This is a genomic window from Aquimarina sp. TRL1 (assembly GCF_013365535.1).
Classification (GTDB): Bacteria; Bacteroidota; Bacteroidia; order Flavobacteriales; family Flavobacteriaceae; genus Aquimarina; species Aquimarina hainanensis.
This window is the reverse complement of the sequence record NZ_CP053590.1, coordinates 1,520,711-1,541,610: the sequence shown is the minus strand read 5'-3', so window position 1 is coordinate 1,541,610 and position 20,900 is coordinate 1,520,711. Positions and strand designations below refer to the sequence as shown.

The following is a 20,900-nucleotide window of genomic DNA, read 5'->3' as shown; positions in this document are numbered from 1 at the left end:
GCCTCAAAGCGGTATGCCGCTTTGAGGCTTTTCTTTTATATGTATACTGGTATCTTTTCTAAAAATATAGAAGCATCCAAATATAGAGATGAAGGCTGTTAATATAGAGAATAATGTGCCTATGGATACACTTTTTGCCGTGTCTAATGAAAGGATAACTGAGGCTTGATAAAATATAAGTTCTCTAACACCTATTCCCGAAAAAGAAAAGACAGAAAGGATCGAAGAAACTAAAAAAATAAGAATGTAATGAATATAATTGTCGGGGATGGACATGCTTTTGGCAATAAAATAAATGCTTAAGCACTGAAATAGCTGAACAAAAACAGAAAACAACAGTGTTTTTGTATAGTAGCTTTTAAACGATGGGAACAAGTAATATGTGAGCAGGTATCCAGCGGATATCATTAATGGAAGACAGCCTATAGTAAGTCCTTTTAACAAGAAGCTGGAGCTCTTAAAAACAGGAGTGAAAACAGATATTATTACAATTAAGATAAGAAGACCTCCTAAACCGATACAACGATCAAAAAGAATGCATGAAGTAACTTTTTTTACTGACCATTGTAGTTTTTTTTGTAGTAAATATACTTTATAAGCATCTCCTCCAATCCCTCCTGGAATAAAGAAGTTATAAAACATACCGACGAGATATAACTGATAATTACTTTTAGGAGATAAATAGAAAGAAATTGATTTAAAAATTTCTAGTAACCTGTTTGCAGAAATCCATTGGGAAATAATAAAGCTCAGCAACCCAATCAACAAAAAGGAAAGATTTGATTTTCTAAGGATTTCTATTGTTTCGTAAAAAGAGATCTTAGAAAAAACAAAGTATAGGAATACAATAGTGATAACTAGTTTAAGAAACGTGTAAGCTAGGTTCTTTTGTTTTTTCAAATGTGATTGTTTTTCTTATTTTATAAGGTGTTTTTTCTTGAGATTCATAGTATGTTCTCATAAGAAGATCCGTGACAATACCAATGGTAAAAAATTGAATTCCCACGAGAATTAATAATGTTCCCAAAAGTAATAAAGGTCTGTTTCCTATATCACTCCCCAATAGTTTAATAAGAAGGAGGTATACGTTAATGAAGAGTCCTGAACAGAATAATATCATACCTATATTCCCGAATAAATACAATGGTTTTTGAAGGTATTTTTTTTGAAAAATAATAAGCAATAAGTCATTGATAACTTTAAAAGTCCTTCCTAAACCATATTTTGATGCTCCATATTTTCTGGCATGATGCTTTACAGGAACTTCTGTTATTCGGGCGCCATCCATATGTGCATTTAAGGCAATAAACCTGTGAAGTTCCCCATATAAAGGAATACTTTTAGCAGTTTCAGCAGTCATAACCTTTAGTGCACAACCGGCATCTGTAATATGAAGATTTGTACTTTTTCGTATAATATAATTAGCAATCTTAGAAGGGAGTGTTCGGATAAAGGTATCTTTTCTTTTTTGTCTGATTCCTGTAACTAAATCCCACTGCTCGTGAATGGCAATATTGAGCATCATTTTAATGTCAGAAGGATCATTTTGTAAATCTCCGTCTAAGGTAATAATATAACTGCCTTTAGCTTGTGCAATTCCAGCTGCTAAAGCAGAACTCTGACCGTAATTTCTTTTTAATTCAATGAGGACAATGTCAGGGTTATTCAGTAGTATAATTTCTTTTTTGGTATTGTCAGTGGAGCCATCATCTATAAAAATGATTTCATAACGATATCCTTGAAGCGAGGTGGTAATAGCTTCGGTTAATAAGTGAACATTTCCTTCTTCATTATAAACAGGAATTATCAAAGATAAAAAAGGTGAAAGATACATTGTATGTATTTTTTAGAGACTAAATGTATATGTTTAATGTCAAGTTAATATTCAATTAAGGATAATAAATTGATAAGGTATCTTTTATTGATTATGAAATTGTTAAGGGGGGGGATTATGTGTTTTTTTCTATAACTGTTCTTTTACTTTTGTCAGTATTTGTTATGGTGTAAAATTGTATGTATGGAGACCCTTGTTTTAAAAAAGGATTATATAGTACTGTATGTTTTATTAGGGATAGTATACTTATCAGGGATGTATTTGCCACTTATGGAGAATGATTCTGCTCAGCACGCAGTAATGGCAATGCGAATGTTCTTAGAGAATGATTTTCTTCATCTGTATAAAGGTGATGCATTGTATCTGGATAAACCACATATGCATTTCTGGTTAGCCGCTATATCGTTTAAAATTTTTGGAATTTCGCATTGGGCATATCGGTTACCTGCTATATTCTTTACGATAATAGGGGCAATCTCTTGTAATCGGTTAAGCAAAATATTTTATGGTAATGAAGCAGCTCATATTGCTTCGTTAGTATTTCTTTCTTCTCAGGCGATTGTCTTGGCAAATCACGACGTAAGAACAGATGCTGTATTGACAGGAGCTACTATTTTTGCTGTTTGGCAACTGGTGTTGTTTGTTAATAAAGTGCAATTGGTGCATGGTATATTGGGGGGGATAGGATTGGGAATTGCTTTTTCATCAAAGGGACAATTAGCTGTTTTTGTTGCAGGGATCTGTGTCTTAAGTCATATTTTTTATACCAGAAAGTGGAACGTTATAGTTCAGTGGAAGACGATTGTAAGTGCCCTTTTTTTTGTAATTGCAATAAGCCCTGTTTTGTATGCGTATTATATTCAGTTTGATCTTCATCCAGAGAACGTTGTTAATGGAAAAACCAATGTTTCGGGATTGCGTTTTATTTTATGGGATCAAAGTGTGCATAGGTTAACCGCTAATGGATTTAAAGAAACAAGTCCGGATTATTTTTTCTTTTTTCACACCCTTTTATGGGCATTTTTGCCTTGGTCATTGATTGCTTACATAGCTTTGTATCAAAGATGTAAGCAGCTTGTAAGAATCCGGTTTAGGTATGAGAGAAATACGGAAATGCTTACTTCGATAGGAGTTCTTGTAGTATTGATTGTTATTAGCTTTTCAAAATTCAAACTACCACACTATTTGAACAGTCTTCTTCCAATACTGTCAGTACTGGTCGCAGGATTTTTATTAGACCTGTACAATAAACATCGAAGAAAACTAATCAATGGTTTACTTTTTTTTCAGATAGGAGTGTTGATGTTAGGAAGTGTGTTGTTACTCTTTTTAATCTTTTGGATATTTCCAATACCCCATGTAGGATTGATGTTGTGTTATTTATTACTAATTGTAGGGGGGATCATTATTATGACAATCTCCATTAATAAAATGAGGAAACTGATTGTTGTTTCAGTCTATTTTATGATCTTGATTAACTTTTGTCTGAATACTCAGTTTTATCCAAATTTGTTATTGTATCAGGCAGGAAATAATGCCGCAAAAATTATTGATCGTGAAAAAATCAACCCTGAGAAAGTGTTTATGGGGGAAGGACGCCCCAGTTGGTCATTAGACTTTTATACACAGAGGATTACTCCTGGAATATCACTGAAAAGAATAAAAAACACATTGCATCATCACGATTGGTTATTTGTATATCAGCATCAATTAAATGAATTAAAAGAACAGCAGTTGGTTTGGGATAAAAAATATGAAATTAATCATCATCGAATAACGAGGTTGACCAAGAAGTTTTTAAATCCAAATACGAGACATACTGTTTTAGAAAAGGCATTCTTACTTCGGATTAAAAAAGAATAAAGGTGCAGGTATATTGTCTTTTTGCTTTTATCTATACAACTATTCTTTCTTTATAGGAAATATACCATGTTACAAACTTCTTAATCCCCTCATCGAGGTTAGTTTGAGGAGTGTACTGAATATGTTGTTTTAGAGAAGAGATGTCTGCAAAGGTTTTAGGAACATCTCCTGCCTGCATAGGCATAAAATTCTTTTTGGCTTTTGTTCCTGTATGATATTCTATAGATGCAATAAAATCCATCAATTTGATAGGGGTGCTGTTTCCGATATTATGGATAGCGTATGGAGGTTGTTCTCTGGAAGGAGGAGTATTGTTAACTCTAATAACCCCTTCGACAATATCATCTATATAGGTAAAATCTCTTTCCATATTACCATGGTTAAAGACTTTAATAGGGGTGTTTTTCAAAATAGAAGAGATAAATAAAGAAGGTGCCATATCAGGTCGTCCCCATGGACCATAAACCGTAAAAAAACGGAGTCCTGTAGTTGGAATATTGTATAAATGGCTATACGTATATGCCATTAGTTCATTACTTTTTTTGGTTGCTGCATAGAGACTAATGGGGTGATCTACATTGTCTGTTACAGAAAAAGGTGTCTGAGAGTTGTTACCGTATACAGAAGAACTGGATGCGTAGGTTAAGTGTTTGATAGAGAAGCGACGGCAAGCTTCTAAGATATTGAGAAACCCTTCTACATTACTTTTTATATATATATCTGGATTTTCTAGACTATATCGTACTCCAGCCTGCGCAGCGAGATGAATAACAGTGTCAAAATCTTCTAACCGGAATAACTCCATTAAGATTTTTTTATCTGTTAAATCCATTTTTATGAAACGACAATTACTATGTGTTTTAGATGCAACGTATTGCCTGTTTTCAATTTGAGTTTTGTCAATTCCCAATTGTGCTAAACGATCATATTTTAATTGTGGATCGTAGTAATCATTAATGTTGTCAAACCCTAAAACCTGATGACCAAGAGTAAGTAATTTTTTTACGGTGTGATACCCGATAAAACCTGCTGCACCTGTAACTAATATTTTCATAATGCTGTTTTGCTTTGAGGCAATGGAATTGCTTGATTAAGGCTGTTTTTGTTTAATTATTGGCAAGTATTTTTTCTTTTTGCTGCTCTCTGGAAGCGTATTTTTTTAACCACTCCCCTTTAGGAGTTCCATGATCAAAAGGACTTAATAAAACAGGGAATCGGGTTTTTTGACGAGCTTGTTCATTCGTGAAGTTTTCATATTCAATTCTGTACAAAGCACTGTATAAGATAGCTCTCCCAGTTCCATGGTGACAGTGGATTAATACCGGATAGGCTTCTTCTTTATCTAAAATGCGATAAAAATCTTTGAGGTTTTTATCATTCGGAATCTGTTCAGAAGGAATATTGATATAGGTTACTTGATCAAGTTTTTCTATGGTAGTTTTTTCTGAGTGTAAAGAAGAATCTGTACTAGGATTTAAAGGGTCGCTCACTGAGCCGATTCGTAAATCAATAACAGTTTTTATCCGATGTTTTTTGATGTATTGAGTTATTTTATCAGGGGGCATAGCAGCAGATCTGTATACTCTGTCTTTAGCAATTTCTGTAAAACGATACTCGACATGTACGTGATAAGTATAATAGCATGTAAAGAGAATAGCAGTAGCTAGTAAAGAAAAAATGATTTTTTTAAAAACATTCATGATCAAACGATTAGTGGTTGTTTTTTAAAAATATTAAATCGTATCTCTCAAAAAATGCAATTGAAAAAAGCTAATTATTAGATAAAGATTATGCAACAAACCACTCCTTTTTTATGAGAGTTAATAACATATGCATAAAGATTTGTGTGTTTTTTGATAAACAGGGATATACTTTACCTAGGAGGGGAGTTTGCTAAAAAAGGTGAAATTATAGATTATTTCCAATCCCATGTGATTAACTCCCAATTTTTACCCCCAGAGGAATATGTAGAGAGCGTAGAAAAACCAACAGAATGATGAGCTGCTAAAGAGCGGATATTATTAGTGGCTACTTCGGTAATGAGCAACTCATAATGATCTTTTAGGAAAGATCGCATAGTATGGTATAAGTTTTTGAAAACTCCTTGTTTTCTATATGCCTTGTCGATACAGATTTGCCCCATAATAATATAGGAAGTTTGTTGTGAGATATATTTTTCTAACTCTGTAAACATAGGGGCTAATACAGGGATTTTTTCCCGAAAATCTATTGTCATACTCAGGGCATATCCGATAACAGTATCGTTATGCTTTGCAATAATATGAGGCTCGGAAAGATGCATCTTTTTTAAAGTCTCAAAATCATGAATAACGGTGACATATCCTTCTTTCTGTTTCTCTTTCGTAGAAATAGCAGTTGCTAAATTTTTCTTTTGAAGTTGTAATATTTGATAGAGTTCTTCTTCTGTCGTGGTACGGGAATAAGTATATAACGGAGTACTCATAATAATGGGATATAGTTACTTTGTAAAAGTACTAATTTGATAGAGATGCATGTTATCACTTTTCCCTTTTAGCTTTATAGGAGGGAGTTTTATAGCAGTAACATCATTTTTTATGTATTGAAGTGTTTGTTCTCCGATTAACACTTCATTTTCTTTTGCCTGCCCGCAGATACGAGAGGCGACATTTACCATATCTCCAATGGCAGTGTATTGATAGTGCCATTCGGCACCGATATTACCAATTGTAGCAATTCCCGTATTAATTCCTATGCCGAAATAAAGAGAAGGAACCCCCTCGGATGTAGCGTCAGTATTCATTGCTTTTTCCTTAATTCTCAATCCTGCTTTAACAGCTCTTTCTGCATGATTTTTTTGCTCATTGGGAGCATTAAAAACTGCCATGATTGCATCTCCCATATAGTTTACGATGACTCCTCCATGCAAGGATATCGCTTTCGTAGCAATATCTAAATAAATATCCAGCATATGTACAGTTTTTTGTGGATGCAATTTTTCACAGGTACTAGTAAAATTTCTGAGATCTGCAAATAGAACTGTAACTTCTCGTTCTATGCCTCCTAACTTCGGAACGGTTTTGTTTTCTAATAAATTCTTTCCTACTTCAAAAGGAATGTAGTGCTGGACAATAAATCGTAATCGTTCATTTGTAGCCTTTAAATCTTGACGCAATAAGATTAATTCATTGCGTTGTTGTTTCAGTGTTTGCTGGATGGTAGATTTAGGAGTAACGTCAGAGATCAGTACAAGAATAAAGTTTGTTTCTTGCTGTGTGTTATCTCTGTGAAAAGGAAGAATCGTCAAGTTTACATAGTGAAGTTCATTCGCAGGGGTTGTTTTATTGATGTTATCCAGGCTTATTTCCGGGCATTTTCCTTCAAAAAGCTGAGATAAATACTCTTCGTATCCGTAGAGCTCTGGTATAAAGTCTAATAAGGACTCGGGAAACTGTAAGGTTTCCTCTTTGAAAAAAGCAAAAGTATTCTGATCTCCTCCAGACTCTGTGATCATAAGATTCTTATCAACGACAAGATATCCTGTTTTTTGCTTATTCAGAATCAGCTGAAAAAGAGGGGGAACTGTAAACATATTGTTAGGGGCTTATTAGAGAGGCAAAAGATACTCGATTTTTTACAAAGAGAAAAACTCACGGGATAAATTGCTCTCCTGCTTTTTTAATCTTTTTTCCAGCCAGATTTCCTAGACCATCATAGCTGGCATACTTATATAAATTGTGTAAAGTAGGATAATTAAAAACAGTACCTATGATATGAGATAATGTGTGTTTTTCTCTGATAATTGCCATGCCATAATGAATTAATTCGGTAGCATGATGCCCAATGATGTGGATCCCAATAACAATTTTGGTTTTTGATTCGAAAATAAGTTTTAAAAAACCATTATCTGGATATCCCATGATCATTCCTCTGGAGATATCTCTATAATAGCTATACCCTACATTGTAATCAATACCATTTTCTTTTGCTTTCTCTTCTGTTAATCCAATTAAAGAGACCTCTGGAATGGTGTAAATACCGTATGGGAATATATCAGCTAGAGATTCCAGGTCAGCAGTTTTAAACATATGAGTTACTGCAATTCGACCTTGTTCCATACTAGTACTAGCTAGGGCTGGGAATCCAATAGTATCTCCCACAGCATATATATTGGGGATATTAGATTGGAACATCTCATTGACAATGATTGTTTCTCTGTCTCCTGTTTTAATGCCAGCATTTTCGCACTGGAGTAATTTGATATTTCCACTTCTTCCTGCAGCAAAAAGAAAAGAGTCTACCTGAAGGATTTCCCCAGATTCTAACGTCAGGTTTAGGTTTTGATCAGGATCATCAGGAATATGATAATTGACAATAGAATTATTAAACAAGATGGAAATATTTCTTTTTTTCATTTGAGTAACCAGTGCTTTGGATATTTCTTTGTCTAAAAAAGTTAATATTTCATCTTTATTATTTACGATGTATGTTTTAATCCCCATGGCGGCAAAAATAGTAGCATATTCACAGCCGATAACTCCTGCACCTAACACGCAAATTGATTTAGGAAACTTTTTTATGTTTAGAATCGAATCTGAGTCATGAATACGTTCATTGTCGAAAGGAATATTTTTTGGATGATAGGGGTAAGATCCTGTAGCGATCAGGATGTATTTTCCATAAATGGTTTCCGATGTTTCACCACTGATTTTGATATGATTTTTATCGATAAAACTAGCAGTTCCCTGAAACACTGTAACACCGTGTTTTTCTAGATTATACTTGATAATTTTATCCATTGTGTTTACGACAATGTTCTTCCTGTACATAAAATCCTGAATCCCGGTTTCCCTTCCCAGATCTTTATCAATTCCAAATACGCCTTTTTGATAGATACCAGATAAGTATAACGCCGTTTCCTTAAGAGTTTTGGAAGGAAGAGTTCCCGTTTGTACTCCTGCACCACCAAACGCTTGTTCTTTTTCTATTAGCGCTACAGTATTTCCAAAATAGGCTGCTTTTACTGCAGCTTTCTCTCCTGCCGGACCAGATCCGATAACAATTAGGTCGTATGATTTCATAGATATGAGATTTTAAGATTAAGTATAACCTCATGATATATGAAGTATACGTGTTTTAGTTTAGAGAGGGGATCTAATAATTCCTGTAGAGGATGTCTACTCTTTCAATTTACAAATTTTATAGCATAATTTTTGGGAGGAACTTAAAAATGAGCAAAAATGAAAGTCTAAGATTAAGATTTTTAGAGGGAAAAACACTTTTAGTCTGGTTTGATTCTATGTGTAATTCTTCGGTTAGTGATGATAGTTTTTACGATGACATTTAGTGACCCGGTAGTATCTCCTGCAAGAGGAATGTTCTGGTCGTTGTTTATATCTGCTGCCGACAAGGTATTGTCATGAGTGCCGAGTTCGGTACCTCTCACATCAAAAGAGAAAGTACAGGTATTTCCAGCGGCTAAATTCATTCCGCTAATAGAAAAACTATCAGAACCAGGAATAGCTGTAATTGTTCCTGTACAGGAAGAGGTTCCGTTTGGAGTTGCTGCTATTACCATTCCCGTAGGAAGGTTGTCTTCTAAAGATAAATTTGTAAGGTCTACTCCTGTAGCTGGGTTTTCAAGGATGATCGTTACGGTAGAGGTTTCATTGTATCCTACAGTAACAGGAGAAAATGTTTTACTGGCTACAGTAGGAAATGCAACTTCAGTAGATACGACAAAAACTCCACCCCAGATTCCTTCGCTGGCACTTCCTAAGTCCACGTTTAATGTTGTGGCATTATTAGGAACGAACCCGGTAGCATCAAACATATCGATATCAATTCCCCAGTTGAAAGCCTGGTTTGGGTTTTTAGTGGTTACATTGACTCCAAATTTAGAAATGGTGCTATTTAACGTATTATTAGCTGGATTTAGACCGTTGGCTAATGTGTTGTTATTAATTTCAATAAAATCTCCTGTTCTATTCGCTTCTCCATCCATCCCAAAATAACCAGCATCGGTATCAAAGGTCCCTGTTGATGGAGTTAATAATCCGGTAACCGTAAACATATCATTAGCCCCAAATCCAAAAAAATCAAAACCATCCCAAACACTTACACTACGGGTAATATCTGCGGGATCTTCATAAATGATAACCATCGTCCATCCTCCAAAAGGACCTGTAAAAGCACTTCCTGTTATCAAAGCAATATCTGCAACTGTATATGTTCCTGAACCGGCATTTTGAACAATAGGGGTGATATCGGCGACAGACATAAAAACATTCCATCCATTGAATGATGAATTTATACTGGTGATCCCAGCATTAATTGTTGTATAAGTTGCCGCTCCAGGCTCTTGTATTTGTACTTGTTGTATGTTAAGGGAAGGATCTGGGTTGGTAATTCCTCCAAATGTAGAATTATGAGATCCCCCCCAATATAGTCCTGCCCATGATACTGTAGAACCTGCAGGTAAAGCAAGGTCTGCACTACTTGAGTTTGTTCGCGTTGCATCTATATTTGCATACCCCATTTGAACAGCTGGATTATTGGTTTGAGGGGTTGCAGGACAATTGGCAACACATACTAGATTTGTATTTCCAATCATATCAAAATTCCCCCTTACATTTAGAGAAAAACGTTCTTCATAGGGTCTGGAAGGCCCTATTTCTACATCGACAATTGTAATAACTCCCTGATCAGTAATAGTAACAGCAGGGTCACTTACATTTAACAGATTTATAAAAAAAGATTCATTGCCTTCTACAATAATATCATCCAGTAATGCGATTGTTATAGTATCGGTATCTCCGGATATCCCGGAAAAATTCAAAGTTCCTGAAGTTGTGGTATAGTCTGATCCGGCAATTGCAGAATTATCAGCAGTGGTATAATCTACGGAAAAACTACCGGAAGTATCTAATCCTGTATGTGTGACTGTCAGTGTTACCGTGTTGTGATATTCATCAATAGAAATATCCTGAACGGTTAATGAAGTATTAAAGGTTGTAGTGGTGGTTACGGCATTAGCAAAAGCGAGATTTGCATTTTCCTGAATTATATCCCCAAAAATAACATCAGAAATAAAGCGAGTAACAATATCTAGATCAAAAGTATCAGAAAGTACTTGAATATTGTTGTTATAATTGGTAGCGTTAAAATAATGTTGTGCTTTTACAGATGTAGTTCCAATATAAATAAAAGCAAACCATATAATTTTAAAGATGCTTTTTGTTATCATAATAGCAATAAGTGAGGTTCTTACTTTTTTGAGAATCAGTTAAAAAGATACAAAAAAAAGATAAGTTATAAGTTTAATTGCTTGATTTATAAAAGCTTCATATTAATATTTGGATAAATAAAGAAGCATCTGTATACTTACATCATAATATCACATAGCTATGAGCGTATTGCCAAAAAAGTTGTTTAAGAAATTACAGAGCAGGGAAGTGAATAATGCACTTAGAACCTTGCCAGAAGTTTCTGTAGCTATAGATTTTGCTTCCAATGATTATTTAGGTTTTTCAACTTCCCAGACGATTTTTGAGGCAGTACATAATCGCCTAAAGTCAGCATTGGACCAACCAGTAAATGGAGCTACCGGATCTCGACTTTTGACCGGGAATCATATGTATTATAAAAAGACAGAATCTTATATAGCTTCTTTTCATAAGGCAGACGCTGCTTTATTATTTAATTCTGGTTATGATGCAAACGTGGGAGTCTTTTCATCAATTCCTCAGCGAGGAGATATTGTTTTTTTTGATGAATTCATTCATGCTTCCATTAGAGACGGAATACAAATGAGTAAAGCTTCTTCGTATAAATACGTGCATAATGATCTGGAAGATCTGGAACGAAGAATAAAACGAAAAATAGCAGAGGTAAATACAGAAAACACCGATGTGTATATAGTGACAGAGTCTGTTTTTTCTATGGATGGAGATAGTCCGGATCTGGAAAGATTGGTACAATTATCACAATTGTATAAATGTCATTTGATTGTAGATGAAGCCCATGCATTAGGGGTGTTTGGAGTTAATGGAGCAGGGCTTATACAGGAATTGGGGTTGGAGAACCAGGTGTTTGCTAGAATTGTTACCTTTGGGAAAGGGTTAGGGTGCCACGGAGCTGTTGTTTTAGGAACCGGAGCCCTGAAAAGGTATTTGGTTAATTTTGCCCGGAGTTTTATTTATACCACAGGGCTTTCTCCTCATGCGGTAGTAACCATTCATGAAACATACCATCAATTAGAGAAAACAAAACAAATAAATTACCTACAATCAAATATCACTTTTTTTAATCAGACAATTGAAGAGTTGGGATTAAAGAATATATTTATCAAAAGTAATTCAGCGATTCATTGTTGTGTAATTCCTGGGAATACGAGGGTAAAAAATATAGCGAAGAGTATCCGGGATGAAGGCTTTGATGTTCGGGCGATATTGTCTCCTACCGTAAAATCCGGGGCAGAAAGATTGCGCATATGCTTACATGCATATAATACTCAAAACGACATAAAAAAAATATTGGATATTGTTAAAAAACAGTATGTTTACAGTTCGTAAATAGAATTATTTATAGAAAAGACTGCAATTCCTTCTAAAAGCGTACTCCAAATAATAAACTACTTCCTACTTTTGTAGCCTTATTCTGTAACATTGACTGATCATAGGCAGTTTATATTGCTGAGAAGGAGTGTTTAGAAGAAATTTAGATTATTAATAAACCAATAAAAATACAGTTCATAGAAGAAGATTACAAAGAAGATACACACAAATGAGTCAAAATATATTTATAACAGGAATAGGAACTGATGTCGGAAAAACAATTGCTTCAGCCATTGTAGTTGAAGCATTAAAAGCGGATTATTTTAAACCGGTTCAAGCAGGAGATCTTCATTATTCAGACACGGATAAGGTTAAAGAGCTAATATCGAACACAACATCAAATTTCTATGAAAATGCATATGCACTAGAAACTCCGATGAGTCCTCATGCAGCAGCAGAAATAGATGGAGTAAAGATTGATATAGAGAATATTAAAATTCCTGAGCATGATGAGCGGGCAGTGGTAATAGAAGGAGCAGGAGGGATCTTGGTTCCCTTAAATGATGAGGATACTATACTGGATATTATTCCACTAGGAGCAAGAGTCATTGTGGTTTCCAGGCATTATTTGGGTAGTATCAATCATACATTGATGACACTTTGGATGCTAAAAGAACAAGGATTTAATGTAGCGTTGATTTATAGTGGGAAAGAACACAAAACTACAGAAGGAATTATTCAGAAAATGACAGAAACCCCTGTAATTGGAAGGATAGATGAGGAAACCTCCTTCACCCCGGAAGTAATTAAGAAATATGCAGATCAGTTTCGAGAGAATTTAGAAAAATTATAATTGATTTTATGAGCCTGAGAGATAGAGATAAAAAGCACCTATGGCATCCTTTAACCCAGCATAAAATTCATCCAGATGCGTTGCCAATTCAAAAAGCAGAAGGGGTCTGGTTATATGATGATCAGGATAAAAAATATATTGATGGAATAGCCTCGTGGTATACGGCAATGTATGGACATTGTCACCCATATATATTAGAGAAAGTACAGGGACAAATGCAGCAATTGGATCAGATTGTGTTTGCTGGATTTACGCACAAACCCGCAGTGGAACTTTCTGAAAAATTGATGGAGATATTACCTGCAAATCAAGAAAAGATTTTTTTCTCTGATAATGGATCTACAGCGAATGAGGTAGGGATTAAGATGGCATTGCAATATTTTTTTAATCAGGGAAAGAAAAAAAATACGATTATTGCTTTTGAAGACGGCTTTCATGGAGATACTTTTGGAGCTATGTCAGCTTCAGGTTTATCCGTATATAATGGACCGTTTGAAGATTTTTTTATAAAAGTAGTTCGGATTCCTACTCCTAATGCATCCAATATAGAAGAAGTAAAGAAACAGTTAACAAATATTTTGTCAGAACATGAGGTCGCAGTATTTATATATGAACCTCTGGTACAAGGAGCAAATGCCATGCATATGTTTGAGGCAAAGTATCTGGAATCAGTGCTTCAGATTTGTAAAGAAAATGATGTATTGCTATTAGCAGATGAAGTAATGACCGGTTTTGGAAAAACAGGAACTAATTTTGCTTCTGATCAGATGGATTGTAAACCTGATATTATTTCATTATCCAAATCTTTGACGGCAGGGTTTGTTCCAATGGCAGTGACTAGTTGTACACAAGAGGTATATGATGCTTTTTTGGATGACTCTGTCGGGAAAGCGTTTTTTCATGCCCATACATATTCTGCAAATCCAATTGCCTGTTCTGTAGCAGTGGCAGGAATTGAGCTTTTAGCATCAGTAGAGATACAAGAAAATATACAAAAGATCATTCAGTCTCATCAAGACTTTGATACCAAAATAAGAAACCATTCAAAGGTAAAATCAACACGACAATTAGGAGTTATTTATGCATTGGATCTGAATATAGAAATGGATCGGTATGGAGAAAAACGATATCAGATTTTTGACCACTTTATGCAAAACGGAGTTGTATTAAGACCTCTGGGAAATACCGTTTATATTCTTCCTCCATTTGTTATTACAGAAGAAGAATTAGAGATAGTTTATGATACAATCTATCAGTTATTAGAGAAGGTACTTTGATACTTTTTTTTAATAATACAAAAGCGATAAATAATTATTTGTCGCTTTTGTTATTGCTGCAAAGAATCGGATCGCTCATATCCCAATAAATCGATTTGCTCGTCTGTTTCTTGGATAATGACGTAAATTTCTTCATAAGACCATTCTCCATCAGTTTTGGTTCCTTCTACGTATAAGGTAGCAGTTCCCTTAGGACCTTTTATAGGAACAGATATATCAGCTTTTCCCGTATTATTTTCAATAGAAATACTTCCCTGCATAATTCCATTGGTTTCGATAGGCTCTCCCAATAACTCAATCAGATAAGTGTCTTGTTTTGCTTTAGCGATCCCTTCCTTATATGGATCTGAGCCGGTCATTAGAGAGCTAACCCCGAAGAAGAGAGATCCCAGAAAGACAAAAAATAAGACAACGATTGTAAGACATCCTCCAAGAGGAACTGCCCACCCCCAGTTTCGACTAAACCAACTTTTTTTCTCTTCCTGATATTCCATATATTTTCGTTTAATTCATTAAGTGATATACTGATGCCCCAAGGTGTATTTCAAGATCGTTTTGCTATCAGATAAGTAGTAAAAATAAAAATTACGTTACAGACTGTCTTTAGATAAAGAAGTCTATTTGTAAAATTATTACTTCAGTATTGAAGAAGAATAAACAATCCAGTACATTTGCTCAAAAATTAAGTATTGTTACAGCCTATTTCTATAACAGGTATCTCATCCGTTTCCCCATTAGGAGTATCGTCTGAAGATATATGGAATCACTATAACGAGGATTCTCATCAGATCACAGAGGAAAAGCTTGGTGAACAACTAAGTTTGGTTTCCCGTCTGGATAAAAACACAAAAGATGTAATTAAACAATTACGGAATAGTAGTCACCATTATAAGGAGCTTGATGACTCTGTTTTGTTTGGTATATATGCCGCAAGGCAAGCGATTAGAGATGCAGGATGGGAAGAGGATTACGATTTTGGGATAAATATAGGATCTTCGCGAGGAGCAACACAACTTTTCGAAAAGTACTATCAGGAGTTTCTATCTACAGGACAGTCTTCAACACTTAGCTCGCCAACAACTACCCTAGGAAATATATCTTCGTGGGTGGCACACGATCTACAAAGCACAGGACCGGAGATTAGTCATTCTATAACGTGTTCTACAGCATTACATGCGGTTCTAAATGGAGTGGCCTGGTTGCAATCGGGGATGGCAAATCGTTTTTTGGTAGGAGGTAGTGAAGCACCTTTGACTCCATTTACTATTGCGCAGATGAAAGCTTTAAAGATTTATGCGTCTGATGTAGGAGCGTCATATCCTTGTCAAGCATTAAATTTGGAAAAACAAAGAAATTCTATGTTTTTGGGAGAAGGAGCAGGAGTGGTATGCTTAGAGAAAGGAATACATCCGAATGCAAAGGCGCTAATAAAAGGGATAGGATATGCTACAGAGGTTTTAAAACATAATATCTCTATCTCAGCAGAAGCAGATTGTTTTCAGAAATCGATGAAAATGGCAATTGGAACAATCCCATATGATACTATTGATGCCATTGTAATGCATGCACCTGGAACGGTAAAGGGTGATATAGCAGAGTATAATGCGATAAAGATACTTTTTGGGGATCAGATGCCAGCACTTACAACTAACAAGTGGAAAATAGGACATACCTTTGGAGCAAGTGGTTTGCTAAGTCTTGAGTTTGCAATTCTGATGCAACAACATCAGACATTTATTCCGGTTCCATTTGTAAAAAACACAGGTAAGCCAAAGCAATTACGAAGAATTATTGTCAATGCTGTTGGATTTGGAGGAAATGCAGTTTCTATTCTCTTAGAACAGCCAAACGGTTAGATAGTGTACTTAATATGGTAGATGGTACAATTGTATTTTATATGTTACTGTAAGAAACATATATTACAAGTAAAAATTTAATATACGATAGTATGATGATGAGACGAAACTTTCTTCTGATAGGTAGTGTGTTTTTCTTTATGTTTTTAGGATATGCTCAAGAAACAATTCACGATGAATACACTTCCCAATTTATTGAGATTAATGGATATAAAATAAATGTAGAAACTAAAGGGAAAGGAAACCCCGTTGTTTTTATCGCCGGAGGTCCCGGAGATTCTCATGATTACTTACAAGGAAATTTTGGGAAATACTACAAAGATGCGCAAATGGTCTTTTTTGATGGTTTGGGAAGGGGGTTATCGGATAATGCAAAAAATACATCAGAATATAGTATTGACGGGGATGTAGAGATTCTGGAAGGAATTCGAAAAGCCCTGAAGTTAAAAACATGGTCCTTGGTAGGGCATTCTTATGGAACTGTAGTCGCACAAGCATATGTATTGAAGTATCCGGAAGCAATTAATAGGGTTGTTTTGATCAATGGATTTCACAGTGGATTAATGTGGCAAGCGAATTGTGATAGCTATAACCAATATGCTAAAACACATTTCCCTGAGCAATGGAAGAAAGTAGATTCTTTAAGAAGTCTGGGGTATGTATCTAGTGATTCCGTTTTCTCTAAAGCATATGGTAGTTTTCCTGTAAAATATGTGTATTACCACAATACTAAATTAAAACAACCAATGCCTGAAAAGGTTCAAAGATCTTGGAATTCAGAGGTGTACTACTCTATTGTGGGAAGAGACGCGGATTTTCATGTAACAGGGAGTATGGGAGAAATTGATTTTAGGAGAAAATTAAAATCAGTAAAAGCTCCGACTTTAGTAATTGCAGGACGGTATGATGGCGTTTCTACACCAGAATACGCTATACAGTATAAGCATTTTATGCCACAAGCACAGTTCGAAATGTTTGAAGAAAGTGGTCATAATCCATATTTAGAGGAACCGGAAAAATTCTTCCCTTTGTTAGAATCATTTCTTGGGTTAGCCAAAAAATAAAGGGATTGGTCTTTCGGATTTTCTTTGTATCAGTAAAGAACTTCAACTCTATAACTTTATAATTTAGCAAAGAAAAGGGTGTTCAGTAGAGCAACAGACAACAGGCTATTGTTATCCCTTTCATTAATTTGTAATTGCCGAATTAATTAATAGTAGAAGGGAAGCAGAAAGATAACTCGAGAGTAAGATCGACTTCTTTTTTGAATTTATTGTGATAGTGCAGTTGATTTTCTTACTTTTGGAACCTATTATTACTGTTAATTTATGAGTAAAATAAGACACGATTGGACATCTCAGGAAATACTGGATATCTATAATAAACCATTAATGGATTTGCTGTTTGAAGCAGCAACAATTCATCGTCAATACCACGATCCCAATACTGTACAAGTATCGACATTATTGTCGATAAAAACGGGGGGATGCCCCGAAGACTGTGGATATTGTCCGCAGGCAGCGCGATATCATACGGATATAGAAGGGAACGATTTAATGAGTGTTTCTCAGGTAAAAGCACAAGCTTTGAGAGCAAAATCATCCGGAAGTTCCAGAGTTTGTATGGGAGCGGCATGGCGTAATGTAAAAGACGGTCCTGAGTTCGAAAATGTCTTAGAGATGGTTCGGACTATCAATAAACTTGATATGGAAGTTTGTTGTACATTGGGAATGTTGACAGAGAACCAGGCACAACGTCTTGCAGAAGCAGGATTGTATGCGTACAACCATAATCTGGATACTTCCGAAGAATATTATAAAGAAGTGATCTCAACCAGAGGGTATGAAGATCGTCTTAAAACCATCGACAACGTAAGAAAAACTAATGTTACCGTTTGTAGTGGTGGGATTATCGGAATGGGAGAGAAACCAGAAGACCGCGCAGGAATGCTGGTAGCATTGAGTAGATTAAACCCTCAGCCAGAGTCAGTACCGATTAATTCTCTTGTCGCTGTAGAAGGAACTCCAATGGAAGAACAAAAACCAGTGGAGATTTGGGATATGATTAGAATGGTTGCCACAACCAGAATCGTAATGCCGGAGACTCAAGTGCGATTATCTGCAGGAAGAACAGAAATGAGCAGAGAAGGACAGGCGATGTGCTTTTTCGCAGGAGCAAATTCAATTTTTGCAGGAGATAAATTATTGACAACTCCGAATCCAGATGTAAATGAGGACATGAAAATGTTTAAACTTTTAGGCCTAAACCCTCAGAAGCCATTCCTTAAAATTACACAACCAAAAACGGTAGAAGCTGAGGACTCAGAATATGTACCATTGTCAGAAAAACCAAAATGGTCTAGACCTAAGCATAAAATAGAAAGAAACGAAGAGGCTAGAAAAAGAGCCAGAAAGCAGAAAATATAAGTTTCTTATCTGGATTGGTGTAATTATTGCACTGTTTTATTCGGTAATTGGGAATATGGGAGTTTTAGATTTAAAACAGATACCAAGGGTAAAAACGATTTCTAAGGAAGTATTTATAAAAGAATATGTCATTCCTCAGAAGCCTGTTGTCATAGAACGGCTAACTGAGGATTGGCCTGCTTATACAAAATGGAGTCTGGAGTATATGCAGGAAATTGCAGGAGATAAGGAGGTGCCTTTATTTGATGATCGCCCTATTAATTCTGAGTTTAAATTTAATGAGCCCCATGCGAGTATGAAGATGAGTGATTATATCTCATTATTAAAATCTCAACCTACTCGATATCGCATTTTCTTATATAATCTGCTTAAGGAAGTGCCATCATTACAAAAAGATTTTACATTTCCGGATATAGGATTACGATTGCTAAAAAAATTACCATTTTTATTTTTTGGAGGAGAGCAATCTACCGTTTTTATGCATTATGATATTGATTATGCAAATATTCTGCATTTCCATTTTCATGGTGAAAAACAATGTATCTTATTCCCTCCAGAGGAGACCAAGTATTTGTATAAAATTCCTCATGCACTTATCTCTCATCAGGAGATTGATTTTTTTAATCCAGATTTTGATAAATGGCCAGCATTACAAAAAGCCAAAGGATGTGTTACCAATCTTTCTCATGGAGAAACCCTATATATGCCCGAGGGATATTGGCATCAAATGACTTATACAACACCTGGGTTCTCTATGAGTATTCGAGCGACCCCCAGAGGAGTTGTTAATTTTACTAAGGCAGCCTATAATGTTTTTTTAATGCGTCATTTTGATAATTTAATGCGCCGATTAAGAGGTCAGAAATGGATTGATTATAAGAATAGTAAAGCGATTACTAAAACACATAAGGTGAATAATATCAAGGGATAAGGGTCGTGGTTTTTTCATAAACTAAATGAGATTCCCATCCTCTGTACAGTAAATAATCTGCCAGTTTTTTCCTTTTTTTGAATTTATCTGTTTCTTTTATGGTATCTAGCTTTTTGATAGCTAATTCATTAAGAGTTTTTAGGTATTCTGAATTTTCAATATCAGATAAAGCTGTAGTGATATTGCGAGTAGAAATATGTCGTATTTTTAATTCCTGAGTGATGCGATTTTTCCCCCATTTTTTAATCGAAAATTTTCCGCGGGCAAAACTTTTGGCAAAACGTTCTTCATTGAGATAATTATGCGCCAGCAAATGCAGAATTATTTTTTCTTTTGCCTCGGGAATAAGGGAGTAAGTAGCTATTTTTTTTTCCACTTCCTGATGACAACGCTCCTGATATGCACAATAATGTTCTAACTTTTTTATTGCTTCAGCAACGGTAACTACTTGTTGAGGTCTTTTATACATTGGGGGGTAAAGATACAATGATTAAGACGAATAAAAAGCAACAAAAGATAAAAAGCACCAGGGATGTGGTACCAAAAAAGAGGTGTAATCCCTGATGTTGTTTGTTTAGATATGGCTTCTCATGCTTTTTACTAGTTGCGCTTTTTTGATTAAGAATATGATTTCTTTCGTTTCATTTTCTCCTTTGTCATTTTCGAATTTATCCAATACACTTTTATAAGTATCTTCAAAATTCGGATCCTTAATATATTCTATTTTTTCTGCACTAATTGTTCTAAAGAAATCTTCGGCCCATAAAACCATTCCAGGTAATCCAAAATAGTTGGAAGGTCCACTAATAACCGGAATTTCTTTTGTAAACCATACGGTAATTAAAAATTCTTCTTTTTTAGAGGTCGCTTTAATACACTCAAACCCCATAATATTTTTTGTCTCATTGGTGATATTCCATTTTATATCTCCGATATTTCCGGTGGTATAAAATACACGTTGGAAAATCTCTTCTTTTTTTATGTACTCCATAGGGTTTTTTCGTGCTGTATAATGTAGCTTGTCCTCAGGGTCTAACCAGTATTCTTCCCTTCCCTTAGGCTTGTCTACTACAAGAGTGTCAAATGTGTAAATAGACTTATTGCTTTTAAGGTCTAAAGTTAGATTGTAGTAGTACTTATATCCGTAAGATAATGCCCTGTCTAGGTTCTTTTCCTCTTCAGGTCTGGAGTCATCAGTATCCACTCTATATTGGCTAAAAGGAACACTTTTATAGGTAACTTTCATCATTTGGGGTTCTTTGTTCTGAGCTAACAACTGAATGGAAAGTAAAAGAAAAAATAATTGTACAGTTTTCATTGTTCGTG

Annotated in this window: 19 protein-coding genes; 8 read left to right on the top strand and 11 right to left on the bottom strand. The window is 35.2% G+C overall.

The window, feature by feature from the left end; genetic code table 11:
- Positions 1 to 3: 3 nt before the first annotated feature.
- Together HN014_RS06175 and HN014_RS06170 are read right to left on the bottom strand one after the other, a co-directional pair.
- The gene (locus HN014_RS06175) at positions 4 to 900 is read right to left on the bottom strand and encodes a lysylphosphatidylglycerol synthase transmembrane domain-containing protein (RefSeq protein ID WP_176028016.1); all 897 of its coding nucleotides are present in this window, start codon (positions 898 to 900) and stop codon (positions 4 to 6) included.
- Positions 863 to 1,834: a glycosyltransferase family 2 protein gene (locus HN014_RS06170; protein ID WP_176028015.1), complete on the bottom strand. Its 972-nt coding sequence runs from the start codon at positions 1,832 to 1,834 to the stop codon at positions 863 to 865. Before HN014_RS06170 ends, HN014_RS06175 begins: the two co-directional genes overlap by 38 nt.
- 183 nt (positions 1,835 to 2,017) lie before the next feature.
- Between HN014_RS06170 and HN014_RS06165 the strand changes: the two genes are divergently transcribed.
- On the top strand, positions 2,018 to 3,697 hold the full coding sequence (locus HN014_RS06165) for a glycosyltransferase family 39 protein (RefSeq protein WP_176028014.1): 1,680 nt from the start codon (positions 2,018 to 2,020) through the stop codon (positions 3,695 to 3,697).
- Between the two features lie 31 nt (positions 3,698 to 3,728).
- Here HN014_RS06165 and HN014_RS06160 read toward each other — a convergent pair whose 3' ends face one another.
- The 6 genes from HN014_RS06160 to HN014_RS06135 all read right to left on the bottom strand — a co-directional run bounded on the left by HN014_RS06160 (position 3,729) and on the right by HN014_RS06135 (position 10,922).
- The gene (locus HN014_RS06160) at positions 3,729 to 4,751 is read right to left on the bottom strand and encodes an NAD-dependent epimerase (protein ID WP_176028013.1); all 1,023 of its coding nucleotides are present in this window, start codon (positions 4,749 to 4,751) and stop codon (positions 3,729 to 3,731) included.
- A 52-nt stretch (positions 4,752 to 4,803) separates the two neighbouring features.
- The gene (locus HN014_RS06155; protein WP_176028012.1) at positions 4,804 to 5,397 is read right to left on the bottom strand and encodes a tyrosine-protein phosphatase; all 594 of its coding nucleotides are present in this window, start codon (positions 5,395 to 5,397) and stop codon (positions 4,804 to 4,806) included.
- A gap of 215 nt (positions 5,398 to 5,612) precedes the next feature.
- The gene (locus tag HN014_RS06150) at positions 5,613 to 6,161 is read right to left on the bottom strand and encodes a GNAT family N-acetyltransferase (protein WP_176028011.1); all 549 of its coding nucleotides are present in this window, start codon (positions 6,159 to 6,161) and stop codon (positions 5,613 to 5,615) included.
- Between the two features lie 15 nt (positions 6,162 to 6,176).
- Positions 6,177 to 7,268 carry an adenylate/guanylate cyclase domain-containing protein gene (locus tag HN014_RS06145; protein WP_176028010.1) on the bottom strand — a complete coding sequence of 364 codons (1,092 nt, stop codon included), beginning with the start codon at positions 7,266 to 7,268 and terminating at the stop codon, positions 6,177 to 6,179.
- Positions 7,269 to 7,326: 58 nt separating this feature from the next.
- Positions 7,327 to 8,757: a Si-specific NAD(P)(+) transhydrogenase gene (gene sthA / locus HN014_RS06140; RefSeq protein ID WP_176028009.1), complete on the bottom strand. Its 1,431-nt coding sequence runs from the start codon at positions 8,755 to 8,757 to the stop codon at positions 7,327 to 7,329.
- 200 nt (positions 8,758 to 8,957) lie between these two features.
- Positions 8,958 to 10,922, bottom strand: coding sequence for a Calx-beta domain-containing protein (locus tag HN014_RS06135; protein ID WP_176028008.1), 1,965 nt, complete (start codon positions 10,920 to 10,922; stop codon positions 8,958 to 8,960).
- A 160-nt stretch (positions 10,923 to 11,082) separates the two neighbouring features.
- Here HN014_RS06135 and HN014_RS06130 point away from each other — a divergent pair, with 160 nt between their 5' ends.
- From HN014_RS06130 to bioA, 3 genes are all read left to right on the top strand, one after another.
- The gene (locus tag HN014_RS06130) at positions 11,083 to 12,249 is read left to right on the top strand and encodes a pyridoxal phosphate-dependent aminotransferase family protein (RefSeq protein WP_176028007.1); all 1,167 of its coding nucleotides are present in this window, start codon (positions 11,083 to 11,085) and stop codon (positions 12,247 to 12,249) included.
- A gap of 211 nt (positions 12,250 to 12,460) precedes the next feature.
- Entirely contained in the window at positions 12,461 to 13,084 is a 624-nt protein-coding gene (gene bioD, locus HN014_RS06125) for a dethiobiotin synthase (RefSeq protein WP_176028006.1), read from the top strand.
- An 8-nt stretch (positions 13,085 to 13,092) separates the two neighbouring features.
- The gene (gene bioA / locus HN014_RS06120) at positions 13,093 to 14,361 is read left to right on the top strand and encodes an adenosylmethionine--8-amino-7-oxononanoate transaminase (RefSeq protein ID WP_176028005.1); all 1,269 of its coding nucleotides are present in this window, start codon (positions 13,093 to 13,095) and stop codon (positions 14,359 to 14,361) included.
- Positions 14,362 to 14,411: 50 nt separating this feature from the next.
- Here bioA and HN014_RS06115 read toward each other — a convergent pair whose 3' ends face one another.
- Complete coding sequence (locus tag HN014_RS06115) at positions 14,412 to 14,855, bottom strand: cytochrome c oxidase assembly factor Coa1 family protein (protein ID WP_176028004.1); 444 nt, start codon at positions 14,853 to 14,855, stop codon at positions 14,412 to 14,414.
- A gap of 195 nt (positions 14,856 to 15,050) precedes the next feature.
- Here HN014_RS06115 and HN014_RS06110 point away from each other — a divergent pair, with 195 nt between their 5' ends.
- The 4 genes from HN014_RS06110 to HN014_RS06095 all read left to right on the top strand — a co-directional run bounded on the left by HN014_RS06110 (position 15,051) and on the right by HN014_RS06095 (position 19,574).
- Positions 15,051 to 16,217: a beta-ketoacyl synthase N-terminal-like domain-containing protein gene (locus HN014_RS06110; protein WP_176028003.1), complete on the top strand. Its 1,167-nt coding sequence runs from the start codon at positions 15,051 to 15,053 to the stop codon at positions 16,215 to 16,217.
- A 92-nt stretch (positions 16,218 to 16,309) separates the two neighbouring features.
- Complete coding sequence (locus HN014_RS06105; RefSeq protein WP_176028002.1) at positions 16,310 to 17,281, top strand: alpha/beta fold hydrolase; 972 nt, start codon at positions 16,310 to 16,312, stop codon at positions 17,279 to 17,281.
- A gap of 264 nt (positions 17,282 to 17,545) precedes the next feature.
- Positions 17,546 to 18,643: a biotin synthase BioB gene (gene bioB / locus HN014_RS06100; RefSeq protein WP_176028001.1), complete on the top strand. Its 1,098-nt coding sequence runs from the start codon at positions 17,546 to 17,548 to the stop codon at positions 18,641 to 18,643.
- Positions 18,644 to 18,698: 55 nt separating this feature from the next.
- Positions 18,699 to 19,574 carry a cupin-like domain-containing protein gene (locus tag HN014_RS06095; protein ID WP_176028000.1) on the top strand — a complete coding sequence of 292 codons (876 nt, stop codon included), beginning with the start codon at positions 18,699 to 18,701 and terminating at the stop codon, positions 19,572 to 19,574.
- On the opposite strand, the gene HN014_RS06090 is transcribed toward HN014_RS06095, so the two are convergent.
- Both HN014_RS06090 and HN014_RS06085 read right to left on the bottom strand, forming a co-directional pair.
- Positions 19,564 to 20,043 (bottom strand): regulatory protein RecX, encoded by a 480-nt coding sequence (locus tag HN014_RS06090; RefSeq protein ID WP_176027999.1) that lies wholly within the window; start codon positions 20,041 to 20,043, stop codon positions 19,564 to 19,566. The two genes, HN014_RS06095 and HN014_RS06090, sit on opposite strands and share 11 nt — an antisense overlap.
- A 105-nt stretch (positions 20,044 to 20,148) precedes the next feature.
- Positions 20,149 to 20,892 (bottom strand): GLPGLI family protein, encoded by a 744-nt coding sequence (locus tag HN014_RS06085; RefSeq protein ID WP_176027998.1) that lies wholly within the window; start codon positions 20,890 to 20,892, stop codon positions 20,149 to 20,151.
- Positions 20,893 to 20,900 lie beyond the last annotated feature (8 nt).

Bases quoted from the DNA above. Each gene is read 5' to 3' on its own strand.
- bioA (WP_176028005.1), top strand. From the start codon at position 13,093: ATGAGCCTGAGAGATAGAGATAAAAAGCACCTATGGCATCCTTTAACC.
- HN014_RS06155 (WP_176028012.1), bottom strand. From the start codon at position 5,397: ATGAATGTTTTTAAAAAAATCATTTTTTCTTTACTAGCTACTGCTATT.
- HN014_RS06090 (WP_176027999.1), bottom strand. From the start codon at position 20,043: ATGTATAAAAGACCTCAACAAGTAGTTACCGTTGCTGAAGCAATAAAA.
- HN014_RS06095 (WP_176028000.1), top strand. From the start codon at position 18,699: ATGGGAGTTTTAGATTTAAAACAGATACCAAGGGTAAAAACGATTTCT.
- HN014_RS06085 (WP_176027998.1), bottom strand. From the start codon at position 20,892: ATGAAAACTGTACAATTATTTTTTCTTTTACTTTCCATTCAGTTGTTA.
- bioB (WP_176028001.1), top strand. From the start codon at position 17,546: ATGAGTAAAATAAGACACGATTGGACATCTCAGGAAATACTGGATATC.
- HN014_RS06135 (WP_176028008.1), bottom strand. From the start codon at position 10,922: ATGATAACAAAAAGCATCTTTAAAATTATATGGTTTGCTTTTATTTAT.
- bioD (WP_176028006.1), top strand. From the start codon at position 12,461: ATGAGTCAAAATATATTTATAACAGGAATAGGAACTGATGTCGGAAAA.
- HN014_RS06150 (WP_176028011.1), bottom strand. From the start codon at position 6,161: ATGAGTACTCCGTTATATACTTATTCCCGTACCACGACAGAAGAAGAA.
- HN014_RS06115 (WP_176028004.1), bottom strand. From the start codon at position 14,855: ATGGAATATCAGGAAGAGAAAAAAAGTTGGTTTAGTCGAAACTGGGGG.
- HN014_RS06145 (WP_176028010.1), bottom strand. From the start codon at position 7,268: ATGTTTACAGTTCCCCCTCTTTTTCAGCTGATTCTGAATAAGCAAAAA.
- HN014_RS06165 (WP_176028014.1), top strand. From the start codon at position 2,018: ATGGAGACCCTTGTTTTAAAAAAGGATTATATAGTACTGTATGTTTTA.
- sthA (WP_176028009.1), bottom strand. From the start codon at position 8,757: ATGAAATCATACGACCTAATTGTTATCGGATCTGGTCCGGCAGGAGAG.
- HN014_RS06170 (WP_176028015.1), bottom strand. From the start codon at position 1,834: ATGTATCTTTCACCTTTTTTATCTTTGATAATTCCTGTTTATAATGAA.
- HN014_RS06105 (WP_176028002.1), top strand. From the start codon at position 16,310: ATGATGATGAGACGAAACTTTCTTCTGATAGGTAGTGTGTTTTTCTTT.
- HN014_RS06160 (WP_176028013.1), bottom strand. From the start codon at position 4,751: ATGAAAATATTAGTTACAGGTGCAGCAGGTTTTATCGGGTATCACACC.
- HN014_RS06130 (WP_176028007.1), top strand. From the start codon at position 11,083: ATGAGCGTATTGCCAAAAAAGTTGTTTAAGAAATTACAGAGCAGGGAA.